The organism is Mycolicibacterium arenosum (genome assembly GCF_024320865.1).
In the GTDB taxonomy this organism is placed as follows: domain Bacteria; phylum Actinomycetota; class Actinomycetes; order Mycobacteriales; family Mycobacteriaceae; genus Mycobacterium; species Mycobacterium arenosum.
In genome coordinates this window covers 176,113-194,541 of record NZ_JANDBD010000007.1, presented here as the reverse complement: position 1 = coordinate 194,541, position 18,429 = coordinate 176,113, and the positions used below count along the sequence as shown (strand labels likewise).

General features: G+C 62.3%; 19 protein-coding genes. 13 read left to right on the top strand and 6 right to left on the bottom strand.

Features of this window, described 5'->3' with window-relative positions; all coding sequences use genetic code 11:
* Positions 1–249: 249 nt before the first annotated feature.
* Positions 250–2,496 carry an MDR family MFS transporter gene (locus NM203_RS18015; RefSeq protein WP_303624815.1) on the top strand — a complete coding sequence of 749 codons (2,247 nt, stop codon included), beginning with the start codon at positions 250–252 and terminating at the stop codon, positions 2,494–2,496.
* Between the two features lie 9 nt (positions 2,497–2,505).
* Here the strand turns inward: NM203_RS18015 and NM203_RS18010 are convergent, their stop codons facing one another.
* Together NM203_RS18010 and NM203_RS18005 are read right to left on the bottom strand one after the other, a co-directional pair.
* Positions 2,506–3,588: a phosphotransferase enzyme family protein gene (locus NM203_RS18010; RefSeq protein WP_255061426.1), complete on the bottom strand. Its 1,083-nt coding sequence runs from the start codon at positions 3,586–3,588 to the stop codon at positions 2,506–2,508.
* A 197-nt stretch (positions 3,589–3,785) separates the two neighbouring features.
* Positions 3,786–4,568 (bottom strand): alpha/beta hydrolase, encoded by a 783-nt coding sequence (locus NM203_RS18005; protein WP_255061425.1) that lies wholly within the window; start codon positions 4,566–4,568, stop codon positions 3,786–3,788.
* A gap of 60 nt (positions 4,569–4,628) precedes the next feature.
* Between NM203_RS18005 and NM203_RS18000 the strand changes: the two genes are divergently transcribed.
* The 8 genes from NM203_RS18000 (at position 4,629) to NM203_RS33540 (ending at position 11,284) form a co-directional block, all read left to right on the top strand.
* Positions 4,629–5,072 carry a pyridoxal-phosphate dependent enzyme gene (locus NM203_RS18000; RefSeq protein WP_255061424.1) on the top strand — a complete coding sequence of 148 codons (444 nt, stop codon included), beginning with the start codon at positions 4,629–4,631 and terminating at the stop codon, positions 5,070–5,072.
* Between the two features lie 23 nt (positions 5,073–5,095).
* Positions 5,096–5,773 (top strand): 8-oxoguanine DNA glycosylase OGG fold protein, encoded by a 678-nt coding sequence (locus tag NM203_RS17995; protein ID WP_255061423.1) that lies wholly within the window; start codon positions 5,096–5,098, stop codon positions 5,771–5,773.
* A 188-nt stretch (positions 5,774–5,961) separates the two neighbouring features.
* Positions 5,962–6,195 carry a hypothetical protein gene (locus tag NM203_RS17990; RefSeq protein WP_255061422.1) on the top strand — a complete coding sequence of 78 codons (234 nt, stop codon included), beginning with the start codon at positions 5,962–5,964 and terminating at the stop codon, positions 6,193–6,195.
* A gap of 255 nt (positions 6,196–6,450) precedes the next feature.
* Positions 6,451–6,873 (top strand): hypothetical protein, encoded by a 423-nt coding sequence (locus NM203_RS17985; protein WP_255061421.1) that lies wholly within the window; start codon positions 6,451–6,453, stop codon positions 6,871–6,873.
* A 27-nt stretch (positions 6,874–6,900) separates the two neighbouring features.
* Complete coding sequence (locus NM203_RS17980; RefSeq protein WP_255061420.1) at positions 6,901–7,779, top strand: hypothetical protein; 879 nt, start codon at positions 6,901–6,903, stop codon at positions 7,777–7,779.
* Entirely contained in the window at positions 7,776–8,126 is a 351-nt protein-coding gene (locus tag NM203_RS17975; RefSeq protein ID WP_255061419.1) for a hypothetical protein, read from the top strand. The genes NM203_RS17980 and NM203_RS17975 overlap by 4 nt, the downstream gene beginning before the upstream one ends.
* A gap of 933 nt (positions 8,127–9,059) precedes the next feature.
* Positions 9,060–10,571, top strand: coding sequence for a DGQHR domain-containing protein (locus tag NM203_RS17970; RefSeq protein WP_255061418.1), 1,512 nt, complete (start codon positions 9,060–9,062; stop codon positions 10,569–10,571).
* Positions 10,568–11,284 carry an HNH endonuclease gene (locus NM203_RS33540; RefSeq protein WP_408633369.1) on the top strand — a complete coding sequence of 239 codons (717 nt, stop codon included), beginning with the start codon at positions 10,568–10,570 and terminating at the stop codon, positions 11,282–11,284. The genes NM203_RS17970 and NM203_RS33540 overlap by 4 nt, the downstream gene beginning before the upstream one ends.
* A 31-nt stretch (positions 11,285–11,315) precedes the next feature.
* On the opposite strand, the gene dbpB (NM203_RS17965) is transcribed toward NM203_RS33540, so the two are convergent.
* From dbpB (NM203_RS17965) to NM203_RS17950, 4 genes are read right to left on the bottom strand one after another with little or no spacing between them, the layout of a single operon-like run.
* Positions 11,316–12,416 (bottom strand): DGQHR domain-containing protein DpdB, encoded by a 1,101-nt coding sequence (gene dbpB, locus NM203_RS17965; protein ID WP_255061417.1) that lies wholly within the window; start codon positions 12,414–12,416, stop codon positions 11,316–11,318.
* Positions 12,409–13,650: a tRNA-guanine transglycosylase DpdA gene (gene dpdA, locus NM203_RS17960; protein WP_255061416.1), complete on the bottom strand. Its 1,242-nt coding sequence runs from the start codon at positions 13,648–13,650 to the stop codon at positions 12,409–12,411. The genes dbpB (NM203_RS17965) and dpdA overlap by 8 nt, the downstream gene beginning before the upstream one ends.
* Positions 13,647–14,789 carry a DGQHR domain-containing protein DpdB gene (gene dbpB, locus NM203_RS17955; protein ID WP_255061415.1) on the bottom strand — a complete coding sequence of 381 codons (1,143 nt, stop codon included), beginning with the start codon at positions 14,787–14,789 and terminating at the stop codon, positions 13,647–13,649. The genes dpdA and dbpB (NM203_RS17955) overlap by 4 nt, the downstream gene beginning before the upstream one ends.
* On the bottom strand, positions 14,786–15,673 hold the full coding sequence (locus NM203_RS17950) for a hypothetical protein (RefSeq protein ID WP_255061414.1): 888 nt from the start codon (positions 15,671–15,673) through the stop codon (positions 14,786–14,788). Before NM203_RS17950 ends, dbpB (NM203_RS17955) begins: the two co-directional genes overlap by 4 nt.
* A 106-nt stretch (positions 15,674–15,779) precedes the next feature.
* On the opposite strand from NM203_RS17950, the gene queC reads away from it, so the two are divergent.
* Genes queC through NM203_RS17930 form a run of 4 tightly spaced genes read left to right on the top strand, consistent with a single transcriptional unit; the run spans position 15,780 to position 18,269 of the window.
* A complete protein-coding gene (gene queC / locus NM203_RS17945; protein ID WP_255061413.1) occupies positions 15,780–16,472 on the top strand; it encodes a 7-cyano-7-deazaguanine synthase QueC in 693 nt (230 codons plus the stop codon).
* The gene (queE, locus tag NM203_RS17940; protein WP_255061411.1) at positions 16,472–17,107 is read left to right on the top strand and encodes a 7-carboxy-7-deazaguanine synthase; all 636 of its coding nucleotides are present in this window, start codon (positions 16,472–16,474) and stop codon (positions 17,105–17,107) included. Before queC ends, queE begins: the two co-directional genes overlap by 1 nt.
* The gene (queD, locus tag NM203_RS17935; RefSeq protein ID WP_255061410.1) at positions 17,104–17,481 is read left to right on the top strand and encodes a 6-carboxytetrahydropterin synthase QueD; all 378 of its coding nucleotides are present in this window, start codon (positions 17,104–17,106) and stop codon (positions 17,479–17,481) included. Before queE ends, queD begins: the two co-directional genes overlap by 4 nt.
* Positions 17,478–18,269 carry a GTP cyclohydrolase I FolE2 gene (locus tag NM203_RS17930; RefSeq protein ID WP_255061409.1) on the top strand — a complete coding sequence of 264 codons (792 nt, stop codon included), beginning with the start codon at positions 17,478–17,480 and terminating at the stop codon, positions 18,267–18,269. Before queD ends, NM203_RS17930 begins: the two co-directional genes overlap by 4 nt.
* Positions 18,270–18,429 lie beyond the last annotated feature (160 nt).

Below are 18,429 nucleotides of genomic sequence, written 5' to 3'. Positions count from 1 at the left end.
GCATCTCAGCCGTCATTAGTGACCTGATCAACGCGGGCGGTGAGCAGTTCGCGCAGCTCTTCGGCGTAGGCGAGGTGCTTGGTGAGCGTCTTCGGAGGGCACGGTATTCCGTTCGCTTGCGAAGGACTGAGGCAGTCGCGTCGTCGCGAAGCGGGCGGGCGCGAGTTCCCAGGGAGTTCCCAGGGTGGCACCCCGATAAAGCGGCTATACGGAACCAATGTCTGAACGACGTCGATCGAGCGTGCGCGCATGACCGCAACGATCACCGGACCGCCGCAACCCCCGGCTCCGCCGGCTGAGGTCGAGGTGGCGGCGCCGAAGCGGAACCTCATCTTCTCGGCCGTGCTGCTCGGGATGCTGCTGGCCGCGCTGGACCAGACGATCGTGGCGACGGCGCTGCCGACGGTGGTGGCCGATCTGGGTGGCGCCGGGCACCAGGCGTGGGTGGTGACGAGCTACCTGCTGGCGTCGACGGTGGCGACGGCGATCGTCGGCAAGTTGGGCGACCTGTTCGGCCGCAAGCCGGTGTTCATCGTGGCGGTGCTGTTCTTCATGGGCGGCTCGGTGCTGTGCGGGCTAGCGGGATCGCTACCGATGCTGGTCGCCGCGCGGGCGCTGCAGGGCATCGGTGGCGGCGCGATCATGGTGACCGCGACCGCCGTCATCGGCGAGGTGATCCCGCTGCGCGAACGGGGCAAGTACCAGGGCGCGCTCGGCGCAGTCTTCGGGGTGACGACGGTGATCGGCCCACTGCTCGGCGGATTCTTCACCGACCACTTGAGTTGGCGCTGGGCGTTCTGGATCAACGTGCCGATCGCCGTCGTGGTGATCATCGTCGCGATCGTCGCGATCCCGAACCTGGGCAGAACGGCGCGTCCGGTCATCGACTACGCGGGCATCGTGCTGGTCGGCTTGGGCGCCTCGGGGCTGACGCTGGCAACCAGCTGGGGCGGCACCACCTACGCGTGGGGCTCCGCGATGATCATCGGGTTGTTCCTCGGTTCCATTGCCGCGCTGTGCGCGTTCGTGGCGGTGGAACTGCGCACGCCGGAACCGATCTTGCCGATGCGGTTGTTCAAGCAGCCGGTGTTCGCCGTCAGTTGCGCGCTGTCGTTCGTCGTCGGTTTCGCAATGCTCGGTGCGCTGACGTTCCTGCCGACGTTCATGCAGTTCGTCGACGGGGTCTCGGCGACCGAGTCCGGGCTGCACACGCTACCGATGGTGGCCGGGCTGTTGACGATGTCGATGAGCAGCGGCGTGATCGTCGGTCGGACGGGCAAGTACAAGATCTTCCCCGTCGTCGGAACCGCCACCATGGCAGTGGGTTTCGTGCTGCTGTCGACGATGGGTCCGGATACGTCGACGCTGCTGCAGTCGCTATACCTGGTGGTGCTGGGCGCCGGAATCGGCATGTGCATGCAGGTGCTGGTGCTGATCGTGCAGAACACCGTCGACTTCGCCGACCTGGGCGTCGCGACGTCGGGTGTGACGTTCTTCCGAACCATCGGAAGTTCTTTCGGTGCAGCAGTTTTCGGCTCGCTGTTCGGCAACTTCCTGAAGGAGCCGCTGGCCTCCGCGGTGGTGTCGAGTGGCGCGCCGCCCGAGGCGGCGCAGTCACCGGATGCGCTGCACGCGTTGGCGCCGGAGGTGGCGGCCCCGATCGCCGCGGCGTACGCCGACGCGTTGGATCAGGTGTTCCTGTACGCAGCGCCGGTGGCGATCGTCGGCTTCGTGTTGGCGCTGATGCTCAAGCAGGTCCCGCTGCGCAGCAACGACGTGAGCATCGCCGCCGACCTCGGGGAGGGGTTCGCGATGCCGACGACCTCGTCACCGGATCAGTTGCTGGAGAACGCGGTTGGCCGACTGATCAAGCAGGGCTCCGGCATGCAGTTGCGCACGCTCGCCGAGCGGCCGGACAGCAAGCTGGACATCAGCCGGTTGTGGGCGCTGTTGCAGGTGTACCGGTTCGGGCAGGCCAACGGTGAGGCCCGATTGGCTGACGTCGCCGAACACGTGCGGGTGCCGAGCGAGATCCTGGAACCGCCATTCGACCGTCTGTGTGCCACGGGCTACGCGCTGCGGCGCGGCGACGTGTTCTGGCTTACGCCGGCGGGCGCGCATCAGATCGATCTGTTCCGCACGGAGACGGTGGAGTGGCTGACGCGGCGGCTGGTGCAGACGTCGGGGATGGAGGCCCCACCGGATCGCGGTGCGGTACACGAGGCGTTGGAGCGGATCTCGCAGAACGTTCTGGTGCAACGGGATTGGAGCGAGGACGCGACGAAGGCGATGCGGTTGCGTCCGCCGCGACGGGCGGTGGTGTCAGCGCCGGCGGCGCCGATTCCGCCACGCCGGCCCCCGGCGCCGCCGCGGGGTGGTCAGCCCCCGCGAGCGCGGGGTGGTGAGCCGCCGACGACACGGCTGCGGCCGCCGGGTCCGCCAGTGGGTCCGCCGGTGGGTCCGCCGCCGCGAGGGCCGAGGCCGCCGCAGAGGTGAGGGCGCCCGTCAGTCGGTAGAGACCCGCTTCTGGAACGCGGCACGGGTCGCGGCAGCCGTCGACGTGTAATAGTCCGGTGGCTCGATGAATCCCCACTCGTCGAACGTCACGCCGTCGTTGATCGCACGTCGGTAGCCGAAGCAGACGAGATAGAGCGTCCGGATGTACATCACGTCGGCGAGCCGGTCGAGTTCTTCGTCGGTCGGCTCGATGTGCCGACGGTAGGCGGACACCGCGGCGTCGATGCACTGCTCGTCGGGGCGACGGGGGCTCCACGCGCCGGTACCCCAGATCAAATAGGCGAAGTCGGCGAGGCGCGGTCCGCGACCGGCCGCCTTCCAGTTGATCGCGACGGGACCCTCTGCGCTCAGCACCGCGTGCTCGGGGGCGTGGAGGAGATTTCCGTGCAGTAGCGCTTCCGGGAGGCCGGCTCCGTCGTCGGCGGAGCGGACTTGGCCTCTGAGCCGCTCGAATTGTTGTCGCTCCGCCGCAGGCACTTTCGTGTCGACGGCGTCGAGTAACGCCAGCGCGGCCAGCAGGTCCTGCCGCGGTGCGCCTTCGTGGCGTGGGTCCTCGCCGCTCGCTCCGCCGGGTCGACTGACGGAATGGTCGGCCGGCAGCGCATGGAGGCGACCGAGCAGGTCGCCCATCATGGCGAACTTCGCGGCGCCGTCCGGAAGTGGCCCGCCGTCGACGAATCGGGTGACGAGCACCGCGCTTCCGTCGAGATCCGAGACGTCGGCCGCCAGGCGCTCGGCGGGATACCCGTGCCGTTCCAGAAACCGCAGGATCGCGGCGTCACCCTCGACGCGGGTGCGGGGTCGCGCGGGAGGGAACGCCCGAGCGATCCACGGGCTGCCGTCATTTCGGTCGATCCGGAAGACGTAGGTCTTGTGCACACTGAGCTTCGTCGCGGTGGTTGCGTCGATGCCGAAGCGATCGCGGAGGTGGACAAGCAGCCGATCGCCTTCGGGCTGGTGCTCCATCCGAGAACCCATCCCCTCGAGCTCACCCAGCGATGCGGTGTAGCGCTGACCGGTCTCCTCGGCGTGGCGGCGGACGACCTTCTTGAAGTTCGCGTCCTTGGTCATGGACAAGCCTCCTCACAACACCCTCGTCCTCCAGCGACGCGGTGTCTGAAGACGGCCTGCGGCAGTCACGACCGAGGGGGCGGATCCCCTTCGCCACTGGAACTCCGGCTGGAGCGGAGGTTCCGAGGCTCGGCGACCGGTCGGCGCCGTAGCCCATCCTCCCGAGAGGGACGACGCGTCGTCAAGATGCGGTCGCGTCAGAGTCCCCGTCCGACGAGCCAACCGTCGATGTGCTCGGCGACGTCCCGCCAACCGGGCTCCAACATCACGTCGTGGCCCATCGGAAACATGACGGCCTCGGTCCCGTACGCGGCGGCCGTCACGTGGACCTCGTCGGTGGAGAAGCAGCCGTCGTACTCAGCACCGACGACCAGCAGCGACGCCTTTATCAGTGCGGGCTTCGGCAGGTTGAGTCCTAGCGAGTCGACGCTGATGCGTGCGCTCTCCTCGCAGAGTCGGCTGGCGTACCGCACTACGTCCGCCTCGGGGGTGGTCGGCGAGAAGAAGAAGGTGCGCACGGTATCGAGCGAGTCGAAGTACTGCAGAGACTTTCCCGTCGTCAACGCCCGGACGGCCCGCCCCGCACGCCGTTGGAACATCCGTGGGATGAATCGGCGCGCTCCGTGGGGAGGCATCGACGCGACCAGGATGCCTGCGGGGGCGTCGTGCGACTCCAGGTACGTCTGGACGATGAATCCGCCCATCGAATGCCCGATGACCACCGGTCGGGTGGGCAGGCCCGAGGCGATGGACTCCACGTCGTCGACGTAGTCGTTGATCGAGGCGAAGCGCACCGCCTTCGCGTCGGGGGTGGATCCGTGGCCGCGAAGGCTGAGGGCTACGGCGCGATATCCCCTGTCCGCGAAGAAGTCCAGGAAGTGCTCGTCCCAGCACCAGGCGCCGTGCCACGCGCCGTGGATGAACAGCAGTGGCGTGGGATGGGCGTCGCTTGCCGCCCCCTTGTCGATGACTTCGAGCATGCGATCCCCCGATCACGGTCTTCTGGTCGAGCGTCGCACAGTTCACTAAGCTGCACAATCGTGCGGACGACGCGGCTCGACACCGCTCGGATCCACGAGGCGCGCGGGCTCATCGACCCCCTCTTCCTCGACACCCCGCTCTACCCCTGCGAGGCAATGGATCTCGGCTGCAGTGTGAGCATCAAACTCGAAACGGCGAACCCGGTGCGCAGTTTCAAGGGGCGCGGCACCGAGGTGGTGGTGAGCCGACTCGATGGCGGCGCCGCCGTGTGCGCCAGCGCCGGCAATCTGGGCCAGGCGCTCGCGTGGTCCGGTACTGCAATGCTGTTCTCTCATCATCTTGCAGCACGTCGTCCATCCGAAAGCCAGGGCGATCTGGAGTTCTGGTGGTCGATGCAGCGAGGTCAACTGTTAGTGCAAGAGATCAGGGCACGGTCGGACCACCGAGTGGCAGCCAGTTCGCTGATGAGAATTGCGGCTTTTCGGATTGCGACAAAATCCTAACACCGGACCATAGGGTGTCGATCATGGGGGATTCAGTCAACGATCTTCACGAAGAGTGGGTCAATCGCGTAGTCGAGCAGCACGGACCAGTAATTCGCGCGCGTTATAACCCAGCCAATCAGCAGCGCATGAGACCGAACGTAGGAGCTTGGCTGCGTTGGAACCCAGGCGATGGCGATGTCCGGTGGGCACTCGACCACTATCGCGAGGGAGTAAATCGCAACGACCTTAAGGGGCTTTCCAGTGATCTAGGCACAAACTCAACGCGACGTCGCGCCTTTGTGGTCACCCTGCTGTGGGGCGTCGGCCCGACAAACCGCTACTACGGTCGCCACGCCGAGGCCCTTGCCCATGGCGATCTAGACGCGATGTTGAAAAAGTCCGCGATCGCAGCCCAGCGCGGTGACCTAGCAGGCGGGTGGTCGGCGATTTACGGTCTGCCAGGCCTGGGTTTTCGATTTTTCACGAAGTGGCTTTGGGTCGCAGGCATGAACGCTGAACTCGCGACGCCACCGCTTGTCTTCGACCAACGAGTCATAGATTCACTTCGCAGGACGCGGTGGCCATTCCAGCTGGGTGAGATGAATTTTAAACAGCGATGGCTGAACTACTGCGCAGACGCGGCCGCAGTTGGCAATGAATTGGGCGTCACCGGGGAGTGGGTAGAGCACTGGCTATTCAATCGCGCGCCGATTGCTTGACCTCATCGCCCTACCCGGCCTATCCCCCAACCACTCACCGCCCGAACGTAAGCCGATCAATCACGTCAACGTCCCACCCGGTCTTCAGCCTAGGCCCCGACGTCGCGTGCACATGCCCGTCGGACCCGGTTCGCGGCACGTCGACGACCCGTGCTCGATCGGCTCCACCCGCACCGCCTGCTCGAAGAATGTGGTCCGCCGAACGTCAACGTCGTCTGAAGATCCACCGCCTGAATGACTTTGTGCCCGTCGTGATCAGCTCCACCTTCAAGCCCGCGTCAGCGGCAACCGAGAACAACCGCGTCGCCGGTGTCGGCCCACGCACGAACGGCACGTCGAACCACACCGCGCTGAACGGTTCGAAGTTCAGCACGTGCGCCAACAGCTCCGACTGCCACAGCGCTACCCGCGGGAAGGATTGACAGCGAACTGAACTCGTCGCGCAGACGCCGACCGCAGCGCGTACAGCAGCGACGCGTCCCGCCCCGGTGCAACCCCACGTATGCAACTTCACTGCGCTGTAATCACTCTCGACGAACCCGGCCAACGCGTCGCGGTACGCGGTCTCGTCATCCAGTAGCGGCGCCGAGGCGGCGTGCCCTGGCAACGACGACGGACACGACCCGCCCAACAACTCTCGCAATGGAACCCGGGACCACGGCCCTCAGCGCTGCCCGGTGTGCGGGCAGGGTGACCTCGGCGCGGACTGGGCGGTGGCGGCGCGCGCGGCATTGGAGCAGGACCAGCTGGCGGTGCAGGCGCTGACCGCGGCCCGCGCGGCGACGGCCCAGGCGAGAAGTGCTGTCATGACCGTGGTTCGTGAGGTCGAGGCGCCGCCGCTCACCGACGAGGATCTGACAACGCTGCCCGCGGCGCGGGCGGCGTTCGAGGCGTTCACGAAACTGCCCGCTGACGGGCACCGGGCGCTGGCAGATCATGTGGAGGAGACGCTGCCGGTGCTGCGCGCCGCGTACGAATCACTTCGCGAGGAGGCCACGACGCTGATTCAGCAGCGTGAGGATGTCTGGGCGCCGGTAGCCCTGCCGGTGGCGGAGTGGATCACGCGGACGGAGGGTGCGCTGGCGGCCGAGCCGAAGTGAGTGGTGGCGAGCGAGGCGCTGAAGTGGTTGCATGACAACGCAAGCGAGTTGCGGAACGAGCGCATCGCGCCGCTGGCGGATCGAGCGCGGAAGATCTGGTCGACGCTGCGGCAGGAGAGCAACGTCGATCTGGGGGCCATCCGGCTGATGGGCCAGAAGACGACGCGGCGGGTGGTGCTCGAGGCCGATGTGGACGGCACCGACACCGAGGCGCTGGGGGTGATGAGTCAGGGTGAGCTGCAGGCGCTCGCGCTGGCGATCTTCATCCCGCGGGCGACGGCGGAGCAGAGCCCGTTCCGTTTCCTCGTGCTCGACGATCCGATCCAGGCGATGGACCCCAGCAAGATCGACGGCTTCCTCGACGTGCTGACGACGATCGCGCAGCACCGGCAGGTTATCGTGTTAACCCACGACGACCGGCTGCCCGCAGCGATTCGGAGATCGCGTGCGCCGGCGCGGATCGTCGAGGTGGCGCGGGGCGCGAACTCCGTTGTGACGGTGACGGAGTCGAGTAGGCCGGCCAAGCGGCTGCTCGACGATGCCTTCGCTATCGGCGCGGACGAGGCGGTACCGGCGGCGGTGAAACGCGCCCGCTGTGCCGATGCTGTGCCGGATGGCGTTAGAGGCGACGGCGTGGGAGGTGTTCAGCGCCAGGCGCTGACGAACGGGGATGCGCCGCACGACGTCGACGCGGAGTGGGAGAAGGCGACGACTACGCGGACGCGCCTCGGCCTGGCGGTGGATCGCGCGGATCCCGACGCCCTGGGGAAGTGGCTGGCGGGAGGGGCGCGTGCTCACGCGCTGAAGGTTGCGGCCAAGGGCGGTCATTCCGACATCACGGACTTCAAGGCAGCGGTGAACTCGACACGGCTAGCAGTCGGCGACCTCGCGAAGCTGGCCTCGTGACTGAGCGGCGTGAACTGCTCGACTACGCGAGCAAGGTGTTAGACGGCGACTACGGGTTGGGCGTGCGCGCGACGCGGACGGCAGCGCTGTTAGCGCGCCGGGCATTCGAGGACTGGCTGGACGAGAAGTGCGCGGACTGGTCCACGGATGTGAATTCCGATCGGCCGCCTGCGACGACCTCCAAGCTCGTCGCGCTGGGCGCTCTCCACGGTGAGGAGTTGGGGGAGCGGGCGAAAGTGGTGTGGCATGGGCTGAGTCGCGCGGTGCATCTCCATGCGTACGAGTTGGCGCCGTCGGTGGCGGAGGTGCGACTACTCGTGTCGCGGGTTGAACAGTTGGCGGGCTGAGCCGCAGACACTTCCCAAAGCAGGGCTGAACCGTCCTATTCGACTTGCGCAACAGGGCACCCGATGGATGGGTGTAGCCGTATCGCCGGACGATTCTCGAGGTGATTCACTCACCGCGCGGATGGAGTTTGCAGCAGGCGCAGGAGATGTACTTTCTGGCGGCGCGGGAGTCGCAGGTGGAGGTCGCGATTCCCGACGGTGCTCGATCGGTCGCTGGCGCCTGAGAGTAAGCATGTCGCGATGACCGACCTGAACTCGCAACGGTTCCATTTGCGTGGGGAAGTCGTGGGACGAGACGGACGTGGGCTGACGAGACGATTGTGCACCTGGAGAGTCACTTCCCGGTGTTAAGGCCGGACCGAGCATCGACAGGTGTTGGGCAGACATGGCGAGACCGAGAAATTGGCGGATGGGTGTGCGGTGGCAGGGCGAAAAGTCCTCGTATCGGACGCCTTTCAATGTGGCCGGTGTGGGAACGGGCGAGGGCGAGTCGCGGACTCGGAACCTCGCCTGTGCGGTGTCGGCACGCATCCGGATGTTGAGGGTGCGAACGGGCGGAATACTGCGCCGGAAGTGTGGCAGAAGGCGCGAGGTATCCGATTAGGGGTCGGGCAGGCGGTTACGTGGGGTCACGATGTCATCTGCTGCGGGAGGGTGTCAGATAGTTTGTGTGAGGCGCGGTCGCTGACAGCAGGCCTTGTTTCTGTCTTGGAACGCAACGGCCTCAGGACTTCCATCAGGTGGTTACGAACACGATCGGAGACTCGCGAAGCGAGTGGAACTCGCGATTGGACGCACTGGCGCCCGACCTTGGCGTCCCGTCGAGCAACCGGGTCGGCGTAGCAGGACCCGACTGCCGCTAGCCTGAACTAGGGGAGCGACGTTTCGGTTGCCCCGGCAGGATCAATGCATTCGAACGAAAGGACTCTAGGCATGCGCGAGTACCTGTTGGCAAACCTTTCCGACGAGGAGAGGGCGTATGCTGCCTCCCTTCGGGAGGGTCAGACTGTTACACAGGACCAGTTCACTCGCCAGGTGTTCAGTAATCTCAAAGACCCCCTCCTATCTGCTTCGGACCTTGCCGAACTCTGGGGACCCGGTGCAAGCGAACAGGGCTTCGTTGATGCGCTTGTGACTTTGGTAGACGAAGGCGTATTGGATACGTCGAATAAGACGCAACGACCCTTTGATGAGCAGGGGGTCAAATTATTTAGGCGCGCGTCTGGCGAATTCGAATATCTAATTCTGAACGCCATCGAATCGCAATCACCCGACGGTGTTAGTCGCTACCAGTTCTCGATAGAAGGTCGGTTAATTCGCCATTTTGCGCGAATTGATAGGCTTGACGCTCTTGCGGGCTCCGGTAACCAACGGGCGGAGATAAAAGCGCACGTTTTGCGAATAAGGGATTCTGTTCTGAGTGGTTCGCATATTCCAAACTCAGTGCTACTCGTGCTGGCAAGCTCTGCGACACAATTCGTTGACCCAGGAGATGAGATTCCGCCAGATCTCCCCGCTTCCTTCGTTGTGGTTCGAGCCCTTGAAGACTTTCAAGAGGTAGCCCTCGGTCAGGGCGACCTGGTGCAACGCGCGAGGGTAGTCGAACTTCGCATCCCTTGGCGCGGAGCTTCGTTCGATGAGGAAAAGAGCATTCTGCTGGTAGACGGTCAACAACGAACTGCAGCAGTCAGTTTGATATCACCGGATGAGATTCCGTTTATTGACATCGGGGTGTCTGCACTAGTAAGTACCGAAGAAGAGGCCAAACGTGTATTTCAAGTTGCAAATGAGACCGTCAAGATATCGACCGACTTCTCAAAGGCCCTCCTCGCTTCGATGTCTGATGCTCCTGGCTATTTGAAAGATGAGCAAGTTACTGCGGAAATCGTGCGGCGACTCTCTTTGGAAGATAAGGAGTCGCCGTTATATCAGTTGGTAAAATATCCAAACACAAAAGTGGATTCGCCAATAATTGCGTATAACAGTATGTTTGGTGTAGCGAAAATATTCAGATCGTCGTTGCCGGAAGACATAGCTAATGATCCTGCACAGCTAACTCCCGTAATTGCGCGGGCATTCGTGACCGTAAGAGATGTGTGGCCTACTGCATGGGGCAAGAAACCCAAGGACTCTCGGCTCATGCACGGCGCGGGATTGCGTGCCATAACTCAAGTCGTGATCGATAAACTGCAAAACTACTTGTCAGACGGGTACGAACTGTCCGGTGATGAGGTTTGGTCGAAATTAGAGATCAGTCTTCGTCGACTGGCCGAGAAAGTAATTTGGGCACAGGAAGAGTTCACCCAGGGTACCTCGACCCAGAAGACTATCTATATCGACGAGATCTCCAAGCGTCAAAATACAAGCCAAGATATCTCAGCTTTAACAGCGTTCTTGACAAGGACGAGCGTCGATCTTGATATGAAGGCTGCTCGTAAAAAATGACCGACGCAGATGATGGCGTCCAAGCAATGGAGTCCGTGGCGGCTGAAATTGGAATGTCGGCGTTAGACGCCGTGTCGGAAAAATTGGATGAGTTGCGAGCAAGAAATTTCTTGCGCTTGTTTCCGAGTGGCATACTTTCCTTGCGGCAACGGCGTGACTACCTAGAACTTGTGTTAGGCAGGGAACCGACCGACTCAGAACTAGAGGGGACGCTCCGTTCTTACCGGGAACTGAAGTTGGATGAGGCGGAACGCTTAGAACTCGAGGATCGTCAAAACTCGCGATGCGCTCTGTGCGGGGCACTGTTGACAACTCTGACCAATCCGCACGTCGACCATGTTGTCCCGATCGCCCTCGGAGGTTCGGATACCATGTCGAATCTGCAACTCCTTTGCCAGGCGTGCAATCTAGGGAAGGGTAAACTGCCAAGCTGGCACCTCGGCGTTCCATATTTCGAACACAGGCTTACTCCAAAGTTGAGATATTGCGTGCTCGCGCGAGCGAAGGGCAGATGTTACGCCCGCCTCTGCGATTCGACTGCTCGCTACGGCGAATTGGTCGTGATGCAATCAATACCAAGCCGGTTCGGCGGAGGTTGGCAGTTCGACAATCTGATCGCTGTGTGCTTGGCGCACGCTCAGGAATTGCAGGCTCTTCGCGAGCCGAAGTCCTTTGGGGTCGTACGCCAACGTCACATGATTGTTCGTCGATGATCAACTGTATAGCGTGACGTGTAGCCCAATCTTATTTAAGAGCGACGCATGTTAGTAGGTTAGTCAAAAGCTTGATGTCGTTAGGCGTATTTTGAAGCGTGTTCCAACGACGGTGATCATCTGGCGCCAGCTCCCACGTGCCACTTGTCCATGAAGTAACTTCGCATAGCGCAGATAACCGACGATCAATCCCAATATCTGGCAAGGTATCTGTACTATAGCCTTCGGTAATCGCGTCCATGACGTAGCCCAAGGACTGGATCCCTACGCCGTGTGTCAACCGCGATTTCCTTGGAATGAGTTTCCACTCGATCGGCCAAGTGGCCTCGACGAGGTTCCAAAAGATCTTCAGGTGCAACACCATTTCTTCGATGTCGCCTGACCCGTCCTCTGGGTCCCGGTACTGGTACAGCGCACCGTCGTACAGGCTGTTCTCGATCATCTTGAGGACACTGTTGTCCTTAATGTACCCGTCCGGCGAAGTTGGCGTGGCTATTGCTCCGCGGAACGGACTGTCCGTGTCCAAGTTCAGTCTTACCATCACCTGGGCCGGCAGTTGGCGCCGCGCGTACTTTGGTGGCAGGTGCCCTGTGGCATCGGGCAGCAGTTCGTGGATGAGCCCTTTGGGCAGGGGTTTGGTGTTGTTCACCAGGATGAACTGTGAGCGCTGCTCCTCAGACCCGGATGCGATGAAAGCGACTGCTGCAACTGGGAATTCGGCGACATCGGCATCCCGAATCGCGGCCGTACGCTGCTGGCCGTCTACCAGAAGCGCTGGCTTTTCGGACTCGGGAAGCGACTCGTCCACGGGGATCACGAGCTCGCCCATTACCGAGTAGTCAACGGGACTCTTTCGCCGCGCTGGCACAAAGCGCACGCGCGGATCGAACGCCAAGACGACGGCGTTCGGCAGCATCGCCTCGGGCGACTCGATGTATCGCCGGATAGCCCGAATGTGGCTCATGACCTCTGGGCGCTGATAGCCATCGAGACTGCCCTCGTCGGTTCGCTTTACACGCGAAACGGCTGTGAAGTCGAGCAGACGCTTCCCGTCGACCGCGAAGCAATAAATGCGTCGCTCGCCCTGCCGCACCTCGAGAGCGGGAACCTTGATCTCGTATCTATCAGCCACTGACTGTCCTTTCGAGAACCGGAATCGTCGCCGGCTTGAGCTTCTTCATCTTCTTCGCCAGTACCGACAAGTTGTGGAAGCCTCGCCGCTTGTTGCGTTCGCTCGCACGAAAAATGACCATCTCCACACCGTGCTTCTCACAGAGTCCGCACTCGCACTTGCGCCAAGGGGCGGCCCGCAATGTCTCGAGATATAGATCGCGGTATGACCTCTTCACACCGACGACATCTTCGTAAGCGATCACTGCGTTCAAGGTTTCGTCGAGGGTGCACTCTCCGCGATCGAACGAGCGGAGCGCCTGAAGGCTGTCACGCTCCGCGAGCACTGCTTCACGTTGAGACACTTTCCCCGACAGAATCGCTCGTTTGAGCGACACGTTGCCATCGACCTGGGGCACTTTGATCGCCGCGTAGTGCTTCTCTAACGTGTGATAGTTATCGCGGTCGTCCATGAACGACTGACGGAAGGCCGATGTGCTGTCGAAGCTTGCAACGCCGAGTGTTTCGAACTCGGCCATCGCCTCGATGCGAGTGATTCCTAAGAGGTGTAAGCGGGTCTCGGGGTGGCGAACTCGGTCAATCGCGAACAGGCAGGCCAGGATGTCGGTTGTCTTCAACGAGACCATGCCGCCGAGTGCGATGTGGTCGTAGCCCATGTCTTGCAACTGGCGCACGCTGTCGGCGTAGCTTGCCGGATCCCAACCCTGCGCAGCTCCGTAGGGGACGAGATTGGTGCCCCGATCGTCCGCCGCGGCTTTGAACTTCTCTGCGTAGGTCAGCGATATCGACCGACGCTCCTTCCACTCATCCGGCGCCTCACTGAGGTCCCTTCGGAATCCCAAGATGATGTGGTCGACGCTCACGCCCGCGTCGAAACCACACTGCTCGTAGAAGTCGAGGACTTCATGGACGGTGTAGGGAGGTTCGGGTTCGTTGACGTAGTTGAACGCACCGCAGTCACCCAGTGTGGCAACACCGTCCGGAAGCCGAAGGAATCCACGAACCCCCAGTCGGTACATCCGTTGTCGTTGGGGCATCGAGTACTTGCCAACCCCTTTGATCGATCCGTCGACAATCGCCTTAGACACCAGCACGCCGTTGTAAGCCTGGGCAGTAAGCACTTCGTGGGCGTAACGGTCGTCGCGCTGGCGGACACGCAGTGGTGAGTGCTCGTCGTGGATGAAGTCGTACGTCGGACTGACTTGATCTTGGCTGTCCGGAAAGTAGAACCTCACTTGCGCTCCTTGCGAGCGCCGACGTAGACGCGTGCGAGGTAGTTCGAGATCGCGGCGATGTGCTTCGGGACATTCTGGACTTCATCCCACGGCAAGCCAAGTTCCTCCCACACGCCACTCGTCCAGCAGCAGTGGTCGGCGATGAGCATGATCTCTTGTCTCGCAGCTTTTTCCGCACCTGCATCGGAGAGGTCCACGTGCACCATGACGCGGTCCATCAGGCGACTCATGGCACGAATGCCTACACCACCCATGAGACGGGATTCGGTCGCGGGTCGACCCCATGCATCGGGGAAGGTTGCTCGGACGGCCTTCCAGTAGACGAGCAGTATGCGTCTAATTCCGTCAGTGTCAGTAGATCCGGTGGCGATGTTGCGGAAGGGGAACAAGACGCCCGACGGCGACTCGAGCGACTCCTTGATCGCTTCCACAAGACTGTTGTCCGTTACGACCGCAACGCGTCGTTCATCTGGGTCGGTGGATGCCCTCTTGATCAGTCCGAAGAAGGGGGACTCGGGGTCGCGGTTCAGCACGTCGACGAGAGCCGACGGCATTTTGCGCTGTGACAGCCGCGGCGACGGCGCCGATACAACCTCCGGCAGTAGTTCTGTGACGAGGTTGCTTGGAAGCGGAGCGACGGTGTTCACGCGGAGGAACTGGTCGCGTTGAAGTTCCAATGACGATGCGACGAAGCCGGCCACCGGAACCGCAAGTTTGGAGTTACTTGTCCGTGCTAACGCGAGACTCCGCTGCTGACCATCGACGATCCACGCCGGGCGCGGGTCGGAATCGTTGGTGGGAAGCGGGATCTCGAGAGTGCCGGCTGTGGCGAGGCCGTCGGTGGTCGCCGGTCCGCGACTGGACCGGAATCGCACTGTGTCGGGAAGCGCAAGGATGAGACCATTCGGGAACACCACCTCGCCCGAGTTGAGGTAGTCCAGGATCTGCTTGACATGGTTCCTGCGTTCTCCGCGTTGGTAGCCGATCAACTTGCCCGCTTCGTCTCGCGAAATCCGCGCGACGTCCGCGACGAGACCGACCTCGTCTGCTGCAAGCGCGAAGAGATACAACGGAGTGTGGCTGTTCTGCTCGATTCGCAGTGCTCGCCGTTCGAGCATCGGTTCGTGTGGGTCGGTCACTCGACGCTAGCCAATCCTCGGAACAGGCCACCGAATCTCTTTTGCTCGCAAGCCATTCCGCGATCTCTGACCATGCGAAGTGCACGCGTAGCCGAGAGATTCGGATCGTCGCGCAGTAGGCCTCCAATCAACTCGATGAGTTCATCGTCGGTCAATGGAGCGCGCTGATACTGCTCTGATCGGCGAACGCGTCGAGCCCATCTCATCCACCGGCGTTCATCCTGTTCCGAGCACAGCGCTGTGCCAGTCCGACTCGCCATCCACTTGCGCGCCATCCGCAGGCTGAGGCTCGATACCGTACCGCCCAGGGCGTGGCGAAGATCGCGGTCGGCGCGCAACCGCGGCAGACCCTCGATCGACCGCCATCCACCAACTAGGAGGTAGTCGCCTCCGCGTTGCGACAGTTCAACGAGGTCGGTGTCCATGGCCCGTGCGTAACTCTCGGACATGACGAGGAGTATCGGCCCGTCACCCACTTGCGAAAGGGACGTCGTGTTCGGCATCCCACTGAGTCGACTCCACCACTCCGAGGTGCGCTTGACGTCGTCGGAGACGGAGTCTGCATGGCCACTCGAGAACGTCGCCGCATACGACGGGGCGCGTTCTGCCACATCTTTGAGTCCGAGGCCCGCTGATGCGACGAGCATCCGAACGTTCGCACCGCTAGACCGGGCATCTTGTGCGAGTCCTTTGGCCTGAAGCCACGCCTCGCCCTGATAGAGGTCCAGCAAGTCGACGCTCGCGGTGGCCCTCTCAACCCGCGAACGCCACGCACCGAAGCGCTGATCTGCGTCTCCGGGTGGCAGTGACCGAACTCGCAGGTCGGAACCGGGTACCACCGATTTCCTGTCAGTGCAGTTCACTACGATCGTGAGTTTCTGCATGGCACCTCCCTCCGACTCGCCCAAAACTACACTCTAAATGTGTCGGCTCGCCGGTGTAGTTTTGGCTACTATAACCGCACAGCCCGACAAATCAGTGGAGGTTTCTATGGGAACGCCAGCCGTAGTTTTGCTCAGTGGAGGTCTGGACTCCACGACCGTTCTGGCGATCGCGAAGGACCGGGGGTTCGACCCGTACGCACTCTCCTTTCGGTACGGTCAACGGCACGTCGTCGAACTCGAAGCTGCCCGGCGTGTGGCCGACACGCAGGGCGTGAAACGCCACGTGGTCGCCGACATCGACTTGAGAGTCTTCGGAGGTTCGTCGCTCACTGCCGACATCGACGTACCTAAGCACGACAGCGCGGCCGAGCTAACGGACCACGACATCCCCAGCACCTATGTGCCAGCTCGCAATACGATCTTTCTGTCGTTTGCGCTCGCCTATGCTGAAACCGTTGGCGCACAGGACATCTTCATCGGTGTGAACGCCCTCGACTACTCGGGCTACCCCGACTGCCGGCCAGAGTACATCGCCGCGTTCGAGACGATGGCCAACTTGGCGACGAAGGCCGGGGTGGGAGGCTCAAGCCTGAAGATCCACACGCCGCTGATCGAGATGACCAAGGCGCAGATCGTGCGAGCCGGGACCGCTCTCGGAGTGGACTACGGTTTGACTTCGTCCTGCTACGACCCGAGCGCCTCCGGTGAACCGTGTGGACGCTGCGACTCCTGCCTACTCCGCCTGAAGGGCTTTGAAGAAGCAGGCCTCAACGACCCCCTTGCCTATCAGGCGGCCTAATGCCCTACAACGTCAAGGAGATCTTCTACACCTTGCAAGGCGAGGGTTTCCACACTGGTCGCCCTGCAGTTTTCTGCAGATTCACCAGTTGCAACCTGTGGACCGGACGAGAACGTGATCGGGCGCGGGCGATCTGCAAGTTCTGTGACACCGACTTCGTCGGCACGGACGGTGTCGGCGGAGGCCGGTTCACCAACGCACGGGACCTCGCGGCCGCGGTGGCGAGAACCTGGCCCGAAGCGGGGCACGCGGACCGCATGGTTGTCTGCACGGGTGGCGAGCCCTTGTTGCAACTCGATGCGGAACTGGTCAACGCCCTCCACGCTGAAGGTTTCTACGTAGCCATCGAGACCAACGGCACGCAGACGGCACCGCCGGGGCTCGACTGGATCTGTGTCAGTCCGAAGATCGGCGCGCCACTGGCGCTTACGTCAGGTGACGAATTGAAGTTGGTGTATCCGCAGGAAGGTGGTGACCCCGCTCAATTTGAAGACCTCGACTTCGGGTCCTTCCGTCTGTCGCCGATGGACGGCCCCGCCCTGCGCGAGAACACGGCCGCCGCCGTCGAGTACTGCTTGAAGCGTCCGAAGTGGCGCCTGAACCTGCAAACCCACAAGTTCCTAGGAATCCCATGACCGACACTATGGAAATCTTCTACGAGTTCAAATTCGAAGCGGCGCATCGTCTTCCGAACGTCCCGAGCGATCATAAGTGTTCGCGCCTGCATGGGCACTCGTACCAGGTGCAGGTCCACGTCAAGGGCCCGATAGGCGAGCAGTCGGGGTGGGTGGTCGACTTCGGGAACATCAAGGGTGCGTGCAAGCCGGTGATCGATCGGCTCGATCACTACTACCTCAACGAGATCGATGGCCTGGAGAATCCGACGAGCGAGCGTCTCGCGGCGTGGATCTGGAATGAGCTCGCGTCGTCGTTGCCGATGATGTCGGCGGTGCAAGTCCGAGAAACTTGCACCTCGGGGTGCGTGTATCGAGGTCCGAGCGCAGAATGACAAACGGCCTGCCTGACGTACAGAGCGCGCCCGACATACGCGATATCCCGATCGACGAGGTTGGAGTATGCGGCCTGCGCTACCCCGTGACGTTCGATGACGGAGTCATCGAGCAGTCGGGCATCGCCGAAGTCGAGATGACCGTCGGACTGCCGGCGGATCGCCGGGGCACCCATATGAGTCGAATGGTCCAAGCCGTTGAGGTGCACTTTGGCACAGTCAATCCGTACGAACTTCATACGGCCTTCAAGGCCGTAGCACTTCTTCTTGACACCACTGATCTGCGGATTTCAATGGCGATGCCGGTGGCTACGCGAGTCGATTCACCGGCCACTCAGAACTCGGGGTACCAGGTCCACGATCTCGCGTTGCGCGGTCGTTTGATCAACGACGAGTTCTACCTGACGAGCGCCGTGACCACCGATGTCACCACGCTGTGCCCGTGCAGCAAAGCGATCAGCGACTATGGCGCGCACAACCAGCGCAGCAGGGTGTCGCTATCTACCCACGGCTCGAACGATTCGCCGTATCCGGTTCCGGTGGTCGATCTTGTCCGCCTCATCCGCGCCGCGTCGTCGTGCCCCGTGTACCCGGTGGTGAAGCGTCCAGATGAACGCGCAATCACCATGGCCGCGTACGACAATCCGAAGTTCGTCGAAGATCTGATCCGTGACTTGACGATTAGCTGCCGTGAGCTTCGAGTGCCCCATGACATCGTGGCGCGCAATATTGAGAGCATTCACAGTCACGACGCGGTCGCGAGATTGTGCTGGAGTACGGTCGACTAGGCGTCCGGCGTACCGCGGCCGAGCGATTGCCAGAATGTAGCCACGCATTGTCCGACTCTGCCGTTAGTGTGGGGTACATGGGGAGATACATCGGGGCGCCTCTCAACGTCGGGTCCGTCGAACGAACCCGTCGATCGGAGGGGGCGTCGGTCGGTGTCGT

Coding starts and splice junctions, on each gene's coding strand:
- NM203_RS18015 (WP_303624815.1), top strand. CDS start 250: ATGACCGCAACGATCACCGGACCGCCGCAACCCCCGGCTCCGCCGGCT.
- NM203_RS18010 (WP_255061426.1), bottom strand. CDS start 3,588: ATGACCAAGGACGCGAACTTCAAGAAGGTCGTCCGCCGCCACGCCGAG.
- NM203_RS18005 (WP_255061425.1), bottom strand. CDS start 4,568: ATGCTCGAAGTCATCGACAAGGGGGCGGCAAGCGACGCCCATCCCACG.
- NM203_RS17995 (WP_255061423.1), top strand. CDS start 5,096: ATGGGGGATTCAGTCAACGATCTTCACGAAGAGTGGGTCAATCGCGTA.
- NM203_RS17990 (WP_255061422.1), top strand. CDS start 5,962: ATGTGGTCCGCCGAACGTCAACGTCGTCTGAAGATCCACCGCCTGAAT.
- NM203_RS17970 (WP_255061418.1), top strand. CDS start 9,060: ATGCGCGAGTACCTGTTGGCAAACCTTTCCGACGAGGAGAGGGCGTAT.
- NM203_RS33540 (WP_408633369.1), top strand. CDS start 10,568: ATGACCGACGCAGATGATGGCGTCCAAGCAATGGAGTCCGTGGCGGCT.
- NM203_RS17950 (WP_255061414.1), bottom strand. CDS start 15,673: ATGCAGAAACTCACGATCGTAGTGAACTGCACTGACAGGAAATCGGTG.
- queC (WP_255061413.1), top strand. CDS start 15,780: ATGGGAACGCCAGCCGTAGTTTTGCTCAGTGGAGGTCTGGACTCCACG.
- queE (WP_255061411.1), top strand. CDS start 16,472: ATGCCCTACAACGTCAAGGAGATCTTCTACACCTTGCAAGGCGAGGGT.
- queD (WP_255061410.1), top strand. CDS start 17,104: ATGACCGACACTATGGAAATCTTCTACGAGTTCAAATTCGAAGCGGCG.
- NM203_RS17930 (WP_255061409.1), top strand. CDS start 17,478: ATGACAAACGGCCTGCCTGACGTACAGAGCGCGCCCGACATACGCGAT.